The sequence below is a fragment of the Cellvibrio sp. GW822-FHT04B05 genome, from assembly GCF_058800985.1.
This window is the reverse complement of record NZ_JBXAMU010000003.1, coordinates 13758-27918: the sequence shown is the minus strand read 5'-3', so window position 1 is coordinate 27918 and position 14161 is coordinate 13758. Positions and strand designations below refer to the sequence as shown.

The 14161-nt window shown below is 43.8% G+C and carries 16 protein-coding genes; 8 read left to right on the top strand and 8 right to left on the bottom strand.

The genetic code is table 11. The features are described from left to right. Nucleotides 1-34: 34 nt before the first annotated feature. Both AC1RJL_RS10100 and AC1RJL_RS10095 read left to right on the top strand, forming a co-directional pair. Nucleotides 35-943 carry a HamA C-terminal domain-containing protein gene (locus AC1RJL_RS10100; RefSeq protein WP_492913529.1) on the top strand — a complete coding sequence of 303 codons (909 nt, stop codon included), beginning with the start codon at nucleotides 35-37 and terminating at the stop codon, nucleotides 941-943. Continuing rightward, the gene (locus AC1RJL_RS10095) at nucleotides 940-3483 is read left to right on the top strand and encodes a DEAD/DEAH box helicase (RefSeq protein ID WP_492913527.1); all 2544 of its coding nucleotides are present in this window, start codon (nucleotides 940-942) and stop codon (nucleotides 3481-3483) included. Before AC1RJL_RS10100 ends, AC1RJL_RS10095 begins: the two co-directional genes overlap by 4 nt. Before the next feature lie 58 nt (nucleotides 3484-3541). Here AC1RJL_RS10095 and AC1RJL_RS10090 read toward each other — a convergent pair whose 3' ends face one another. After that, a complete protein-coding gene (locus tag AC1RJL_RS10090) occupies nucleotides 3542-3706 on the bottom strand; it encodes a hypothetical protein (protein WP_492913525.1) in 165 nt (54 codons plus the stop codon). Nucleotides 3707-3719: 13 nt separating this feature from the next. Here AC1RJL_RS10090 and AC1RJL_RS10085 point away from each other — a divergent pair, with 13 nt between their 5' ends. Continuing rightward, nucleotides 3720-3959: a hypothetical protein gene (locus AC1RJL_RS10085; RefSeq protein ID WP_492913523.1), complete on the top strand. Its 240-nt coding sequence runs from the start codon at nucleotides 3720-3722 to the stop codon at nucleotides 3957-3959. A gap of 125 nt (nucleotides 3960-4084) precedes the next feature. On the opposite strand, the gene AC1RJL_RS10080 is transcribed toward AC1RJL_RS10085, so the two are convergent. Beyond that, nucleotides 4085-4738: a helix-turn-helix transcriptional regulator gene (locus tag AC1RJL_RS10080; protein WP_492913521.1), complete on the bottom strand. Its 654-nt coding sequence runs from the start codon at nucleotides 4736-4738 to the stop codon at nucleotides 4085-4087. 139 nt (nucleotides 4739-4877) lie between these two features. Beyond that, nucleotides 4878-6110, bottom strand: a complete 1233-nt coding sequence (locus tag AC1RJL_RS10075) for an ATP-binding protein (RefSeq protein WP_492913519.1) — start codon at nucleotides 6108-6110, stop codon at nucleotides 4878-4880. A 125-nt stretch (nucleotides 6111-6235) separates the two neighbouring features. Between AC1RJL_RS10075 and AC1RJL_RS10070 the strand changes: the two genes are divergently transcribed. Beyond that, nucleotides 6236-7012 carry a nucleotidyltransferase domain-containing protein gene (locus AC1RJL_RS10070; RefSeq protein WP_492913517.1) on the top strand — a complete coding sequence of 259 codons (777 nt, stop codon included), beginning with the start codon at nucleotides 6236-6238 and terminating at the stop codon, nucleotides 7010-7012. Between the two features lie 189 nt (nucleotides 7013-7201). Here the strand turns inward: AC1RJL_RS10070 and AC1RJL_RS10065 are convergent, their stop codons facing one another. Further along, the gene (locus AC1RJL_RS10065) at nucleotides 7202-7588 is read right to left on the bottom strand and encodes a helix-turn-helix domain-containing protein (RefSeq protein ID WP_492913515.1); all 387 of its coding nucleotides are present in this window, start codon (nucleotides 7586-7588) and stop codon (nucleotides 7202-7204) included. Nucleotides 7589-7794: 206 nt separating this feature from the next. On the opposite strand from AC1RJL_RS10065, the gene AC1RJL_RS10060 reads away from it, so the two are divergent. Further along, entirely contained in the window at nucleotides 7795-8073 is a 279-nt protein-coding gene (locus AC1RJL_RS10060; protein WP_492913513.1) for a hypothetical protein, read from the top strand. 116 nt (nucleotides 8074-8189) lie between these two features. Here the strand turns inward: AC1RJL_RS10060 and AC1RJL_RS10055 are convergent, their stop codons facing one another. Continuing rightward, complete coding sequence (locus tag AC1RJL_RS10055; RefSeq protein ID WP_492913511.1) at nucleotides 8190-8420, bottom strand: hypothetical protein; 231 nt, start codon at nucleotides 8418-8420, stop codon at nucleotides 8190-8192. Between the two features lie 135 nt (nucleotides 8421-8555). Here AC1RJL_RS10055 and AC1RJL_RS10050 point away from each other — a divergent pair, with 135 nt between their 5' ends. Next, nucleotides 8556-8771: a helix-turn-helix domain-containing protein gene (locus AC1RJL_RS10050; protein WP_492913509.1), complete on the top strand. Its 216-nt coding sequence runs from the start codon at nucleotides 8556-8558 to the stop codon at nucleotides 8769-8771. 437 nt (nucleotides 8772-9208) lie between these two features. After that, nucleotides 9209-9706: a hypothetical protein gene (locus tag AC1RJL_RS10045; protein ID WP_492913507.1), complete on the top strand. Its 498-nt coding sequence runs from the start codon at nucleotides 9209-9211 to the stop codon at nucleotides 9704-9706. 94 nt (nucleotides 9707-9800) lie between these two features. Here the strand turns inward: AC1RJL_RS10045 and AC1RJL_RS10040 are convergent, their stop codons facing one another. Next, nucleotides 9801-10085 (bottom strand): DUF4143 domain-containing protein, encoded by a 285-nt coding sequence (locus AC1RJL_RS10040; RefSeq protein WP_492914723.1) that lies wholly within the window; start codon nucleotides 10083-10085, stop codon nucleotides 9801-9803. Between the two features lie 30 nt (nucleotides 10086-10115). Beyond that, nucleotides 10116-10628, bottom strand: coding sequence for a methylated-DNA--[protein]-cysteine S-methyltransferase (locus AC1RJL_RS10035; protein ID WP_492913505.1), 513 nt, complete (start codon nucleotides 10626-10628; stop codon nucleotides 10116-10118). Nucleotides 10629-10807: 179 nt separating this feature from the next. Here AC1RJL_RS10035 and AC1RJL_RS10030 point away from each other — a divergent pair, with 179 nt between their 5' ends. After that, nucleotides 10808-10942, top strand: a complete 135-nt coding sequence (locus AC1RJL_RS10030) for a hypothetical protein (RefSeq protein ID WP_492913503.1) — start codon at nucleotides 10808-10810, stop codon at nucleotides 10940-10942. A gap of 22 nt (nucleotides 10943-10964) precedes the next feature. Here the strand turns inward: AC1RJL_RS10030 and AC1RJL_RS10025 are convergent, their stop codons facing one another. Further along, a complete protein-coding gene (locus AC1RJL_RS10025) occupies nucleotides 10965-13907 on the bottom strand; it encodes a bifunctional diguanylate cyclase/phosphodiesterase (RefSeq protein WP_492913501.1) in 2943 nt (980 codons plus the stop codon). Nucleotides 13908-14161 lie beyond the last annotated feature (254 nt).

Genomic DNA, 14161 nt, shown 5'->3' with positions numbered 1-14161 from the left:
TTCTTTGGTTTTATACATCACCGGAAGTTGAGACATGGAACTAAGTATTAAAAGTAAGGAATTTCTAGAAAGCTTTGATCATATAAGTTCGAATGTTTTGGATGAGTATGAAAAAAATAAGCTAGATTTGTTTTCGTTGAAAATAAATGCAAATGAATTTGACTACAACTCGCTATCAGATCGTTTAACTGACCCTTTGATAGAATATTCATTATCAAGAAAGGTAAGGGAACGTTATTCTGATCGTCCCGGAAGTTTGTCTAAAAAAGCTAGAGAAAAATTTCTAGATTATCTTAGAAATAAAGGCGAATTGGGCGAACTTCTTTTATATTGCTTTCTGGAAACGCATTTAAACGCGCCTAAAATTCTTTCCAAATTAGAATTAAAAACATCCACGGGTCATTATGTTAATGGTGCTGACGGAGTGCATTTTTTAAAGCTAGATAATGGAAACTATCAACTTATCTTTGGTGAATCCAAGACAATTAAATCACTGACAACAGCATTAACTAATGCCTTTAAATCAATTTATGAGTTCAAAAATTGTATTAACGCAAAGGGAGATAAGAAGAGTGGCTTGCCGTATGAAAAATCTCTTGTCAGCGATAATTTGGAAAAAGAAGAGTTTTCTGAAGAGGAAGTAGATTTTATTCGGTCTGTCATAATACCAAAGCGGGATAATGATTTTGAGGTGGATGATGCGTTCGGAATATTTGTTGGCTATGAAATAGCTATAAGTGCAGAAGATAAGCGCCTTCCCAATTCAGAATTTCGCCTTAAAGTTAAAGAACAAATTAAGTCAGAAGTTGAGAAATCTTTTGATCACATAAAAAATAAAATTGAAGAACACGACCTTTTAGGTCACCATTTCTATATATATGTACTGCCTTTTACAAACCTAGAAGATAGCCGCAAAAAAATTCAGCAGGAGATTACAGCATGAGTTTTTTTGATAAACTATCGCAGGAGATACTTGGAGAGGAATATTTCAGAGAATTATTCATAAAAGCAGAGATGTTATCTGCGTCAATTTTTTTTAACTCAAAAAAAACGGTTCTAAGCTCCAAGGAATATGTTGATTTATTGCGTTTCGCAGACATTCTTTCGCGCTCAAAAATATTTGACGCACAAAATAAAGCTTATAAAGCAGTGAGCCTTCTAATTGATGACTATAAACACGATGACCTATTTAAGAGGTTTGCTCACTCTATATTAGTCAAGCTTGGAAATTTCCCTGCGATAAAATTTTTAGAAGACAATGATCTAGGTTCTCACGATAACTCGATTGAACTTGTTTTTGAGAAAAGTCTTAAGGAAATATACCAAAAATCTCGGAGCAAAGACTTAATCTTTACCGATGAGCAATATGATATTTTTAGAAACTTAAAGAATAGTAACCATTACAGCTTCTCAGGGCCAACATCATTAGGAAAGTCTTTCATTATTAAAGAATTTATAAGGCATTTGATAGAGGAGAATAATTGCAATGAAAATATAGTTATCCTTGTTCCAACAAGAGCATTGATAAATCAAACTTTGCTACAGTTAAAAAAGGAATTTTCTGATGTAAAGAACTATAAAATAATTTCCCATCCAACTGTTTCCGAGGCTTTTAAAGCTGAAGAAAAAAAGTTTATTTTTATTTTTACACCTGAGCGATTAACAGCGTACCTCGCGGAATTTAGCAATCCTAAAATTGGATATCTATTCATTGATGAGGCACAAAAAGTCACATCCCAAAATGATACAAGAAGCCCACTATATTATCATGCAATTCTACAGGCCGAGAGAAAGAGTATTAAGCTCTATTTTGCGTCGCCTAATATCCCTAACCCAGAAGTTTTTCTACAACTTTTTGAGAAGAGTACAGAGGAATCAAAAAGTGTAAAAAGCTCACCAGTTTCTCAGAATAGATACTTTTTGGATTTTCTGGATAAGCGTTGTTTAATGTTTTCCGATGTAGCGGATGAACAAAATATAGATGTTGATTTTAGCAATGATAATTTTTATGCGTGGGTTAAGCGTTTAAATAAGCGTGACGCCAGCATCATATATTGCAATACAAAGAACGACACCATTGAGTATGCATTGGAGTTCTCGAAAACTTTGCCGGATAAACAAGATGATCGCATTGATGAAGTTATATCAGTCATTGAGGAACATCTGCATAAAAAATATTTTCTAATTAATTGCCTTAAAAAGGGCGTGGCTTTCCATTTTGGAAGTCTTCCCCAAAGAATACGAGAAAAGGTCGAACAGCTATTTTCTGATAGAGTTATAAGCTTTGTATTTTGCACCTCAACATTACTAGAAGGCGTTAATCTTCCGGCTAAAAATATATTCATACTTAGCAATGCTATTGGCCTTACAAAATTCACGGATATTGATTTTTGGAATTTGGCTGGGCGTGCTGGAAGACTCACTCGAGAGCTTTCGGGAAATATTATCTGTACTCGTATTCAAAATAAGCGGAATAGGTGGGAGCACCCAGAGATAGACTTACGTGTTGTCAAAAATAGAGAAATAAGCCCCATAGAACCGTTGTTAATTTCTGGCCGTAAAAATTTCTACAAAAATATTGAGGCAGCGCTAACCGAACAAGAGTTTACAAAAAAATCATTCTCTGAAAACGAAAGAAATATTTGGAATCACTATGCAAACATCGCACTGATCCATGAAATTCGATCAGATGACTCTGCTTTAAGGTCAAATTTTCTTATAAAAAATGATAATGCAAAAGCTATTCTAGAAAAATTGAAGAGAGAAATCTTAATCCCAGAAAAAATCCTATCCTCCTATTCAATGATAAAATCTAAATACCAAAATAGCATTTATCAAAAAAGTGATTTGGACACCAAAAAACTATCGTCAGATATTCGTTACGATTCTGTATTAAAAAAACTCGAACTTTTATGTGATTTCTATTCTTGGGAAGCAGAGGAGGTGGGAGGAACAAATCCGATGCTCCCATCAGGGTCAAGAGACGTTTTAAAATACTATGCTGTACTTATGGCTAACTGGATGGACTCTCAACCTCTGAGCTGGATGATTTCTGACTCTATAAAATATCATGAAAAAACGAAAGTGATTTGGGATGAAAATCAATCGATTACGTTTAATCCAAAAAGCCAAAAACACATTAATATAGTAATCAATAACCTTATATCTGATGTAGACAACATTCTTAGATTTAAACTGAAAAATTATTTCAGTAATTATTACGATATATTGGTTGAGAAATTAGGGGATAAACATGCAGGTGAAAACTGGGGAGAGTTTCTAGAGTATGGCACGAATGACCTGCGTGTAATTGAATTGCAAAATATTGGAATTCAAAGGCATTTAGCCAAATTTCTACTTGAAAACCACGAGGATTTTTTTGTTTTTGAGGATGGAGCGTTGTTAGTTGTCAAAAAAGAAGCCTTGATAGAGGCTATGGATGTAAACTCTTCCGAATTTAAAGAGTTGCTGGAAGTGATTTAATTATGTCCAAGGGCGCTTAAAAATGAAATTGAGGATTATATGCTCTCGAGATTAAATCCTAATCCCCTAAAATCCCTTCCATAAATTCAAGTGAGCCCAAATAGCCAACATCCTGGCTATTTGGGCTCACTAATTTGTTTGCAATAAAACATTGCACTACCATGCCCCGAATGCAACCACCGAAGTACCAACCAACAAAAACCGGCCCGCCGCCTTTAATCATAGAGGGATCTTTTATGCCATCACCACCAAACCAAAACCCCACGAATGAGTTATTACTCCTCTACGACGACTTCACCGAATTTCAAAGCCAATGCACATTTCTGTGTGATGCCGTGGCGGCATTGGCGATGTCGGAATTGGTGATGGATAAGTGGAGTGTGAATGGGTTGCATATGAATGCCGTGCAGGTTAAGGCGCGGGCGGAAAGTTTGAGAGATAAATTATTGGCTATGCGTGGGGATGGTTCACTATAGGTTTTATATCATCGGTGATGCGGCCACCCAATAACACCCTTTTAGTAGTATTTGATGCGATATAGAACGCTCTAGTTGCTTGTAATGGGTGTGTTATTGGGATCTATACCGCTATTCGCAGCTTTTCATTCCACATTATCTTTTGCATCTTCTATCGCTTGAATCAGGTAATTGGGCTCGTCAGTGCCTAGGCGGATAAATGATCCGCCTTTCAGTTCGATTTCAACTCCCAGCAAGCCGGATACGTTGTAGATCCAGCCGGTGCCGTAGGCGTGGATGCCGAATCCCATCCAGAGGGGATTTTTTACTTTTTGGCATTGGCCAACTTCTTCCAATGGCAGGTTCTTTTTAAAGAGGCCGGGGCCAAAATACCAACTGATTTCGCTTTCGTTGACTTCGATTGTCATTGAGCTGAAGGCAACCGTCACCAGCGTGAGCAGACCAAACAGAATTCCGATGCCCGCTGCCGGTAGCGCCACAACAAGGTCATTGATCACCAGTACCAATGCCGCAACCAGCGGCATAACGGCCAAAATAACAAACCCCCACTGTTTATGTTTGTATGTCTGGTAAGCACCATCACGCCAGAACAAGGTGTCGGCTTCTACGTTAAAAACAGCTGCGAGGGCTTTGATGGATTCTTGCGAGCCGCTGCCGCGCGCTTCCAATCGCTGGATGGTGCGCAAGCCGAGGCCGCTGATTTCAGCGAGTTGCTCTTGTGACCACAAACGCTCGGTGCGGTATTTTCTAATCAGTGACGATTTTGCTTTCATGTCCATCTTTCGTTACTCCAGGTACATTTATCCAAGTGATTTGATGTGGAGTAAATTACCTGAAGAGTTGTTAATTACGTGACGCCACCAACCTGCCAATTGCCCGCCACACCAGTAAACATAAGGGGTTTGGAAAATATGCCGGTTATTTCCACAAGGCATCGATAGGCACCGCAAAACAATTTTTTATGGCGAGCGGTAAAGTGTTGTTACCGCCGTATAACAAAATCCCGCCCTGAAATTGTGGCCCCGCCAACGCGGCAAGCCGGTTAAGGCCTGCACCGTCTTTAGGCTGGATACTGGCTGCTTTTTTAACTTCTACGCCCCATATTTTTTTGCCCTGCTCAATGACTATATCCACCTCAACTTGATCCTTATCACGGTAGTGGGAAAAGCGTAGGCCATCATCCAACCAGGTCGCCTGGGTGGTAAGTTGTTGCACAACAAAGGTTTCCAACAGTGCGCCAAAATCGGTGCTGAAATTATTCCAGTTACTCGCATGTAAATTGCAGAAGGTGGCGGTGAGACCTGAATCTACCAAATGGATTTTGGGTGTTTTGATCAAACGATTGGTTTCATTTTTATGCCACGCGGGTAAGCGGCGAATTAAATACAAACGTTCCAGTATGGTGATGTATTTTTCTACTGTTTCGCGGCGCATTTGTAATTCATTCGCCAGACTGGTGATATTGACCAGATTCGCGGTGCGATAGGCAAGCATTTCAAATAACCGCAACATTTCCGCCTCATCGCGAATGGCAGCTATATCTTTTACATCGCGCTGGATAATGGCGTTGATGTATTGACGATGCCATTGCCTTGCGCGGTTGGGCGTGCGTGTCATAGGTTCAGGAAATCCGCCGCGACAGACAATATCACCGATTCCCTGAACGGCTTGCTGCTCGCCATGAATAGCTGCCGTTATGTCGCCTGCAAGCAACCGCTGCAACAGTGAATGCGATCCACCTTGTATTTCCTGTTCGGCAAGCGGTAATAAGTTAACCACCTCCATTCGCCCCGCCAATGATTCCTGTACGCCGGGAAGTAGCAATAGGTTGGCTGAGCCGGTGAGCAGAAAGCGGCCCGGTTTGCGATTGGCATCTACGGACGCTTTGATGGCAGGCAAGAGTTCGGGAACGCGTTGCACTTCATCGAGAATGACGTATTCCGCCAAGCCCTGGATGAACCCTGATGGATCTTGTCTGGCAATGTTGAGCAGGCTGGAATCGTCAAAATTAATATAGCTATATCCCGGACAATATTGACGGGCCAAGGTAGTTTTACCCACCTGACGCGGGCCAAGCAGGCACACTACTGGTGTATCGCTGAGTATTTCGGCTAGTTTGGCGGAGATCAACCGGGGATAAGTTGTTGGCATGAGAGTAAAGGACTGATAAGGGTTGCAAGGATAGTCTTATATTATCGTCCAATTGCCTATTTAGCTAGCGTCCAGTTGCCTATTATTTAATCGACTAATTGCCTATTTGAGTTGTGTCTAATGCTATGATCCCCGACCATATCCACACCGAAATCCTGAAACGTATCAAAGCCGCTGAACAAGAGCACAACGTAAAAGTGTTGTACGCGATTGAGTCAGGCAGCCGCGCATGGGGGTTTGCATCACCGAATAGTGATTACGATGTGCGGTTTATTTATGTGCATCCGCGCGATTGGTATTTGGCGATTGACCTGGAAGACAAGCGCGATGTGATTGAATATCCGATTGTGGATGAGATCGATATTAATGGCTGGGATATTCGCAAGGCGTTAACGCTTTTATGGCGATCAAACCCCGGTATTGTGGAGTGGCTGCAATCGCCTATTGTGTATGTCGATGATGGTTTATTTGCGCCTGCGGCACGCGCTTTGTTGCCCCAGATTTATTCACCAGTGAAGGGGATTTATCACTATCGCAGCATGGCCAAAACGAATTATTGCGGTTATCTTAAAGAAGATATTGTTCCGCTCAAAAAATATTTTTATGTATTGCGCCCACTGCTTTCCATCATGTGGTTGGAAAAATGCCAAACACCAGCGCCAATTGAATTTCACCGACTGCGTGAATTATTAACCGCTTTCCCACAGGTGAATCAAGAAATTGAATTGCTATTAGAGCGTAAAAAGCAAAGCATGGAAAAGGAGTTAGCGCCTGCGATTCCGGTGCTTAACCAATTTATTGAAAGCATGCTGGAGCATTACGAGGAACATAAACCTGTTGAGGTGGATACCGAGCGGGATATTGAGCGGTTAAATCAGTTGTTTAAACGGTATATGGTGTAGCCCGCATGGAGCCTAGCGGAATGCGGGGTTGGTTTTTTTGGAGTATTAAAATAACATTCAAGATCAACATCAAAAGCTCCCGTATGTCGCTAGGCTCCATACGGGCTACTGCACAAGCGCGCCATACTTTAGAGTTGTTGATTGAGTGACGCCACCTGCCTGCCAAACACCCGCCATGCTGCGAGTTGGTTATTTCAAAAATGAATCCAGCAGTCTCAACATAGCCGTGCGCTGGTCTTGGGCAAGGCGCGGCCAGAAGTTTTGCAGTGAATGGATTTCTTCTTCGATGATGTGGCGCAAATAGTGTGAGGTGGGTTCTTTTACTAACAGGGGAACTGGGTGCTCCGGAGTGCACTCCAGGAAAAACCAGGAGATAGGTACACCCAGACATTGGGAGAGCAAGTAAAGTTGGGAGGCGCTGAGTTTGTTTTCACCATTTTCATAACGGGAAACTTGTTGCTGGGTAGAACCTATGGCTTCTGCCAGGGCAACGGCGCTGACATCCGCCTGCATACGGAGTTTTTTAAGGCGCTGCCCGATTTGGCGATCCAGTTCTGTGACGGCAGGTTTTGCCATGGAAGTCATCCGAATACAGGTGAATCGGCTTGATTCACACGGTTGACAGCTATGGTAATTATCGACTAGCATCCATTCATCAACATAAATATATTAAAATGTAAGAATAAACACGCTTATAGACAGCATTTGAGTAGTTATGGATAGCATTAGGTAATCGGGACACGCGTTATACGTGTGATATTGCCTCAGGGGGTCTACCTACAATGGAGCCTGATGATTTGCAAACCCCTTTGGAAGGGTTGTTAAACAAGGTAAATGACAGCGAACAACGCACCAGTGAGCAGTGGATCAGATTGTGTGATGACTTTGTCAATCTGGAAGGTCAATGCGCCTTGTTATGCGAATTACTCATTTGCTTGAGCCGACGGGAAAACCCGTTGGAGCAGGCCGGAAAACATGGTGTTGATATGTTTGTCAGTCAGCTCCGGGAACATACAACAGCGTTCAAACAACAACTCTATAAAGTACGCCCTGATGGATGATAAGTTGATGTGATCCGGGTGATTATTTTTTCCTTTTCAAAAAAGTTATGTCTCTAAAGTAACCTTCAGTTGCATCTGCACAGATGCAACTTTTTTACGTTTGTACTTTTACAATATTAATCAAATAACTGATTGAGTAAACCGCGCAATTGTAGCAATTGCTCCTCCACTACTGCGGAATAGTGCTGATGATATTTTCTGGGGACGCCCGGGTCTTCCGTTGAATTCATCAACGTTTGTAATGCGGTCAAGGCTTGCAGTTTGTCCAGTTGTAAATAGATTTCATCTTCCAGCGCATAATTACTTAGAAAATCCAGATTCAGTTCCGCATTGTCCGCCTTTTTCATAATTCCTCCGTTTCGTCCTATTTCAATGGCTGATATCGATCACCTATTGATCACACCCGAAGTCTAGCTTCGTTAAAGCCGAAGTTCAACTTCAATAAGATACCTGCCTCCCTTCACCTTCAAATAGGTGCCCTCGTGCAGCTTAAAAAACAGTTTGGCAAACGTGTACAGCAACTGCGCCAAGCCAGGAAAATAACCCAGGAGGAGTTAGCCGAACAGGTGGGATTGAGCATTGAATCCATCAGTAATATTGAGCGCGGAATTCATGGACCGAGTTTTGACAACCTGGAAAAAATTATCCTCGCCCTGAATGTACCTGCAAAAAGTTTGTTTGAATTTGATGGTCTGTAAAAAACAGCACCGCTAGAAAACTTCTTTGATTATTCAATTCGAAACAATAAATTTAAATGCGACAAATATTATTTTGGCGCATCTGTTTTCGTTTTTATTTAATTTTTTTATCCTAAAACTTTCAATTCAAATAAAAAAGCCGATTTGCCACAAAAAATCCTCTACACTCTCTATCAACATATAATGTGCAGAAAGGATTCCCGCTTTTTAACCACTCTACTACACCACTAGTGTATTCATCTCTTTCGCTCCTGCTTTTTCGGGGGCGAGCGTGTCTGTTTTTTTATTTTTTATTTTCTACTTCAAATTGTCATTAACAGGAGTTTTTTGCTGAGTCATATCAGTCTGGCAGTGGAACTCTATTGCCGTGAATGCAATAGCAGGATGACTATTGTGAATTCACACCACAATAACTTTTCAATTCAACAGGAGTTTGTATGAAAACTTTTAAAAAAATCGGTGCGACCTTTGTTTTTTTTGTCCTGGCTGCAGTCTCTATCAACACCCATGCCGCGACCGTTCCCTTGAGTTGTAATTGGCAATTAACTTACATCCACGGAGGAGCCTGGGGTGCATATTTTAATTATGTTTGTTACGACAACGGTGTGCTCGCAGCGACCAAGGTAGTCGGTGTTGATGCCTACGCGGGCCAATGTACTGTATCCCCGCAAAGTGGTTATACCTATAGTGGTTATGTGTGCGATCCAACTATTTTGAAATATGTTCCAGACACTGAACCACCTCAATCTTGCGGACCTAATGCCGGCAAACTTTATGGCGATGTGTATGTCAATAACAATCCCCATTCTATCGGCGACAACCGTGCTTTCCCGACTAACGAGGTGAATGCCTTCTGTGGTGCCTGCGGTTATAACAGCGGCGTACTTGGCTCCGGCGCGTGGTGGGCGTGGCTCAGAGTTACCTGCAAAAATTAATGCAAAAAAAACCCGGCACATATATGCCGGGTTTTTTTAAATTTCTTTAAACACTTATTGCAATAACACTTCATCACGCTGTAATTGCAATAGTTTATTCCCACAGTGCGCTCATAGGTATTGCAAAACAATTTTTCTGCGCAAGCGGGAGGGTATTGTTACCGCCATATAACACAATTCCGGCTTGGAATTGTGCGCCTGCCTGATCGGCAAGACGGTTAAGGCCTGCACCATCTTTTGCTTGAATACTTGTGGCTTTTTTAACTTCCACGCCCCATATTTTTTTGCCCTGCTCAATGACCAGATCAACTTCAACTTGATCCTTATCACGATAGTGGGAAAAACGTATATCGTCATCAAGCCAGGTGGCTTGGGTGATAAGTTAATGCCGCAGCTGTTATTAAAAGGCTCAGCGCACATCGCCCCATAAATCGGATTGTTGCACGGGTGACTCCAACTGCAATAAAAATGCTTTAGCTTCCAAGCCACCTGCAAAACCCGTCAGCTTGCCGGATGAACCTATCACGCGATGGCAAGGTGCAATAATGGAAATAGGGTTTTTACCATTAGCGGCCCCGACGGCGCGTACGGATTTTTCATTATTAATGTGTTGTGCGATTTGCAAGTAACTTCGGGTCTCCCCATAGGGAATAGTAAGCAGGGCTTGCCACACTTGTTGCTGGAAATCGGTGCCGTAAAAATCCAGCGGCAACTCAAATACTTTTCTCGTCCCGTTAAAATATTCTTTCAGTTGCTGCGCGGTTGTTAGCAGCAACGGGAAATCATCATTGTTTTCACCTTTGTCGATACCTACTCTTTTTGGATCTTCGTTTTCCCATAAAACCGCCGCCAGGCCTCTGTCACTCGCAATCAAGGTTAGTTGGCCAACAGGTGAGGGAATGATGATGTGGTAGTTCGGCATGGTCTTATCCGCAGTGAGATGAATGCTGGATACAGTTTTAATCGTTAAAGAATTACCAGCGCTTCGGTGATTTTCTTGACGAGTGAAATGTTTTCAATATTTGGAACCGCGAATTGCCTCAGTAGCCAAAAAAAGATTTTAACCAATTAGCTCTCTTTTTCCATTAAATGTTTCCAGGAATGGCAATTAAATTTACCCGCCCTGCCAGTTTGCCATTGACCTGCGGTGCGCTCTTGTCGAACCTCGATCTTGCTGTCGTCCCGATTGAAGAAGGGATTGATCATCCGGTTACGGGCGCAAAGGAAACACGTTGAGCAATATATTTCTTTGCGACAGCTAATGGAATTCAGTTTTGAAATGATCGACGGCAACTGGTCGACCAAAATAATAGCCCTGATATTTATAACAGCCCTCGCTCTCCAACCAATCGCGCTGTTCTTTTGTCTCCACACCTTCAGCGATAACTGTCAGCTCCATACTCTGGGCGAGGCGGATAATCATGCGCGCGATGGCGGCATCGTTAGGGTCGATCAATATGTCATTGACAAAGGATTTATCGATTTTCAGTTCGCTGATCGGCAGGCGTTTTAAGTAGGAGAGCGATGAATAGCCGGTGCCGAAATCGTCGAGCGAAAATTTAATACCGTGGGTTTTTAGTGCATCCATTTTGGTGATGATGTCTTGCGGGTTGGCAACCAGCATACTCTCGGTTAATTCCAGTTTGAGCTTATGCGGATCGATGCCGCTGCCGTGAATAATCAGCAGCAGTTGTGCAACGAAATCCGGGTGTTGGAATTGGCGCGCGCTGACATTGACTGAGAGAATAATATCGGCGGTGACAGCGGATTTACTCCACACAACCAATTGCGCGCAGGCAGTGGCGAAAATCCAATTGCCCATCGCTAAAATCAAACCGGATTCTTCGGCAAGCGGAATGAAATCTAACGGGGGCACCATACCGCGTTGCGGATGTAACCAGCGAATCAATGCTTCAGCGCCGACAATTTTTCCGGTGTGATCCACTTGCGGCTGGTAATAGAGTTGGAATTGGTGCTGATGCAATGCTTCGCGAATTTCATTTTGCATTGCAAATCGCTGGGCAGTGACTGCCTGCATTTCCGGATCAAAAAAGCGCAGGGTATTACGCCCGGCGGCTTTTGCATGGTACATCGCTTGGTCGGCTTGTTTTAGCAATTCATCAATTTGCGCCGGTTGGTCGCCGAACAAACAAATGCCGATGCTCGGCGAATTAAAATAATCCTGGCCTTCGAGCGCGTAAGGATTATTTAAACTGAGAAGAATTTTTTCGGCGACGTGTTGCGCTTGGGCGGCCGCATCATCATGCACTTGCCCAAGCCCCTCCAATACCACTAAAAATTCATCGCCACCGAGGCGCGCGACTGTATCCTGTTTGCGCACAGCGCTGCGCAAGCGGTCAGCAACGGCGATCAATAATAAATCGCCAATGTGATGGCCGCGGTTATCGTTGAGCGTTTTGAAATCATCCAGATCAATAAACAATAATGCGCCGAGCGTGCGTTGGCGATGGCTGCTGGCGATCGCTTGTTCCAACCGTTCTTGTAGCAATCGGCGATTGGGCAATTGCGTCAGTGGATCAAAAAACGCAAGCTTGTTTATGCGCTCTTCACTTTCTTTGCGCTCGCTGATATCTGCCAGGGTAGAGACATATTGGGTGATCTTTCCCTCCTGGTTTTTTACCGCGGTAATCGTGAGCCATTCGGGATAAATCTCACCGGTGCGGCGACGATTCCATACTTCGCCTTTCCAATTTCCTTTTTCAATAATCGCGTCCCACATTTGATGGTAGAACTCGGCATTGTGATAACCGGAACTCAGCAGGCGCGGATTTTTTCCGATAACTTCATTGGCCTCGTAACCGGTGATTTCAGTGAACGCTTTATTGACGCGCACAATAATGCCATCCGGGTCGGTAATCATCATGCCTTCGCGCGCTTCAAATGCTGTCGCTGCCACGCGCAATTCTTCTTCCGCCGCGCGGCGCTGGGTGATGTCGCGGCTTAACACCACAAAGCGGGCGACGCCGTTTTGGTCATCGGCCTTGCGCGATACCGAAATTTCAAAAGTCGCATGACCGCGCGGCAAATTGATCGAATAGCTTTTGCCGGATGACACATCTTTTTCCATCGCTTCATCAATGGCTGCGTGAACAACCGTACAGGCATGCGGAGGTAAAAATTGATGGAAACTTTTACCCAAAAACTTTTCCGGCGCAATGGTAAGCAACTCGGGTTGGTTGGTGTGGTAATTGTGGATAATCCCGTTTGCATCAATATCAAATAATAAATCGGGAATAGCATCGAGGGTTGCTTGCAGTTGCGCGCGCGCATTGAGCAACTCGCGCGTCTGCTCAGCGACAGCATCCTGCAAGGTCAAGCGACGACGTTGTAAACGCACCATCAACCAGCTTTGGTAGGCGAGTAACATACTGAACAGCAGGGCGATCAGGATTTCACTCGCCAACCGCCAACCGCCAATCCATCCGCGGATAGGCGTTACGCTGAGCGTCCAACTGCCATTGGGAACATCAAACGATTTGTGCACCGGATCGTCTAAATATTCCGGGACATTCGCGGCGATAATTTCTTCTTCACCGGTATCCGGGTTATGGCGCCAGAGTTTGTAGGCCATGCCTTGCTCGGCCAATTGGCTGAGGTTGGCGGTCTCGAGCAGGCGATTGATACGGATAATCACATTGGTAAAGCCCCAGAAATGCTGTTCACCCTGGCTATCCAAAAATACCGGTAAACGCGCCACAGCACCGACACCGCCTTGCACCAGTTGCACCGGTCCTGCCAAGGTCAATTTGCCAGTATCGCGCGCGCGAATGGCCTCTTTATTCTGGGCAGAATCTTCAAGCTGGTTAAAACCGATGGATTTTTCATTGCCTTCCAGTGGATAAACCTTGCTGATGATGCCATCAGGCGACAGGCTGATATGGGAAACACTTTCGAAATAGGGCAGCAACTCGCGCGCTACATCGTCAAAACGATTGGTCGCGCCTTGACCGAGACGGATCATGGCAGCGAGGGAATAATTGAGCGTGAGCGCCTGATCCAGGCTATCACGCACTAAAAACGCATGATTTTGGGCGATATTTTCCACATCGGCACGCATCGCATGGCGCTGGTTTTGCTCCAGCTGCCAAATAACCAGCGCTGCAAGGCTCAGGCAAGTAGTCAGCACTGCCAACGCCAACAATTTGGGGCGACGCAGCAGTAGAGGAATAGCATCAGGCATGGAGGGGAGGAATCCGGCGAAAAAGTAGACATTAGTGATTACTATAGCAGTCACCCGGTCTATTGCCCGGTGGATTTAAACCACGCCCATCACATCGATAAAAGCCTTAGCCGCTGCGGTGAGTTTTGTGTGGCGCATAAATACGCATGAGGCTGCGTGTAATCCGCTTGGTACCCTGTCTGCCAGATCGCGCGTTTGGCAAAAGATGCGGCCGTCTATATCCAGATTAAATAATGTGTGCGATGCCATTTATA

Excerpts from the sequence above, each read along its gene's own strand:
- AC1RJL_RS10100 (WP_492913529.1), top strand. The coding sequence starts at position 35 with ATGGAACTAAGTATTAAAAGTAAGGAATTTCTAGAAAGCTTTGATCAT.
- AC1RJL_RS10095 (WP_492913527.1), top strand. The coding sequence starts at position 940 with ATGAGTTTTTTTGATAAACTATCGCAGGAGATACTTGGAGAGGAATAT.
- AC1RJL_RS10090 (WP_492913525.1), bottom strand. The coding sequence starts at position 3,706 with ATGATTAAAGGCGGCGGGCCGGTTTTTGTTGGTTGGTACTTCGGTGGT.
- AC1RJL_RS10085 (WP_492913523.1), top strand. The coding sequence starts at position 3,720 with ATGCCATCACCACCAAACCAAAACCCCACGAATGAGTTATTACTCCTC.
- AC1RJL_RS10080 (WP_492913521.1), bottom strand. The coding sequence starts at position 4,738 with ATGGACATGAAAGCAAAATCGTCACTGATTAGAAAATACCGCACCGAG.
- AC1RJL_RS10075 (WP_492913519.1), bottom strand. The coding sequence starts at position 6,110 with ATGCCAACAACTTATCCCCGGTTGATCTCCGCCAAACTAGCCGAAATA.
- AC1RJL_RS10070 (WP_492913517.1), top strand. The coding sequence starts at position 6,236 with ATGATCCCCGACCATATCCACACCGAAATCCTGAAACGTATCAAAGCC.
- AC1RJL_RS10065 (WP_492913515.1), bottom strand. The coding sequence starts at position 7,588 with ATGGCAAAACCTGCCGTCACAGAACTGGATCGCCAAATCGGGCAGCGC.
- AC1RJL_RS10060 (WP_492913513.1), top strand. The coding sequence starts at position 7,795 with ATGGAGCCTGATGATTTGCAAACCCCTTTGGAAGGGTTGTTAAACAAG.
- AC1RJL_RS10055 (WP_492913511.1), bottom strand. The coding sequence starts at position 8,420 with ATGAAAAAGGCGGACAATGCGGAACTGAATCTGGATTTTCTAAGTAAT.
- AC1RJL_RS10045 (WP_492913507.1), top strand. The coding sequence starts at position 9,209 with ATGAAAACTTTTAAAAAAATCGGTGCGACCTTTGTTTTTTTTGTCCTG.
- AC1RJL_RS10035 (WP_492913505.1), bottom strand. The coding sequence starts at position 10,628 with ATGCCGAACTACCACATCATCATTCCCTCACCTGTTGGCCAACTAACC.
- AC1RJL_RS10030 (WP_492913503.1), top strand. The coding sequence starts at position 10,808 with ATGGCAATTAAATTTACCCGCCCTGCCAGTTTGCCATTGACCTGCGGT.
- AC1RJL_RS10025 (WP_492913501.1), bottom strand. The coding sequence starts at position 13,907 with ATGCCTGATGCTATTCCTCTACTGCTGCGTCGCCCCAAATTGTTGGCG.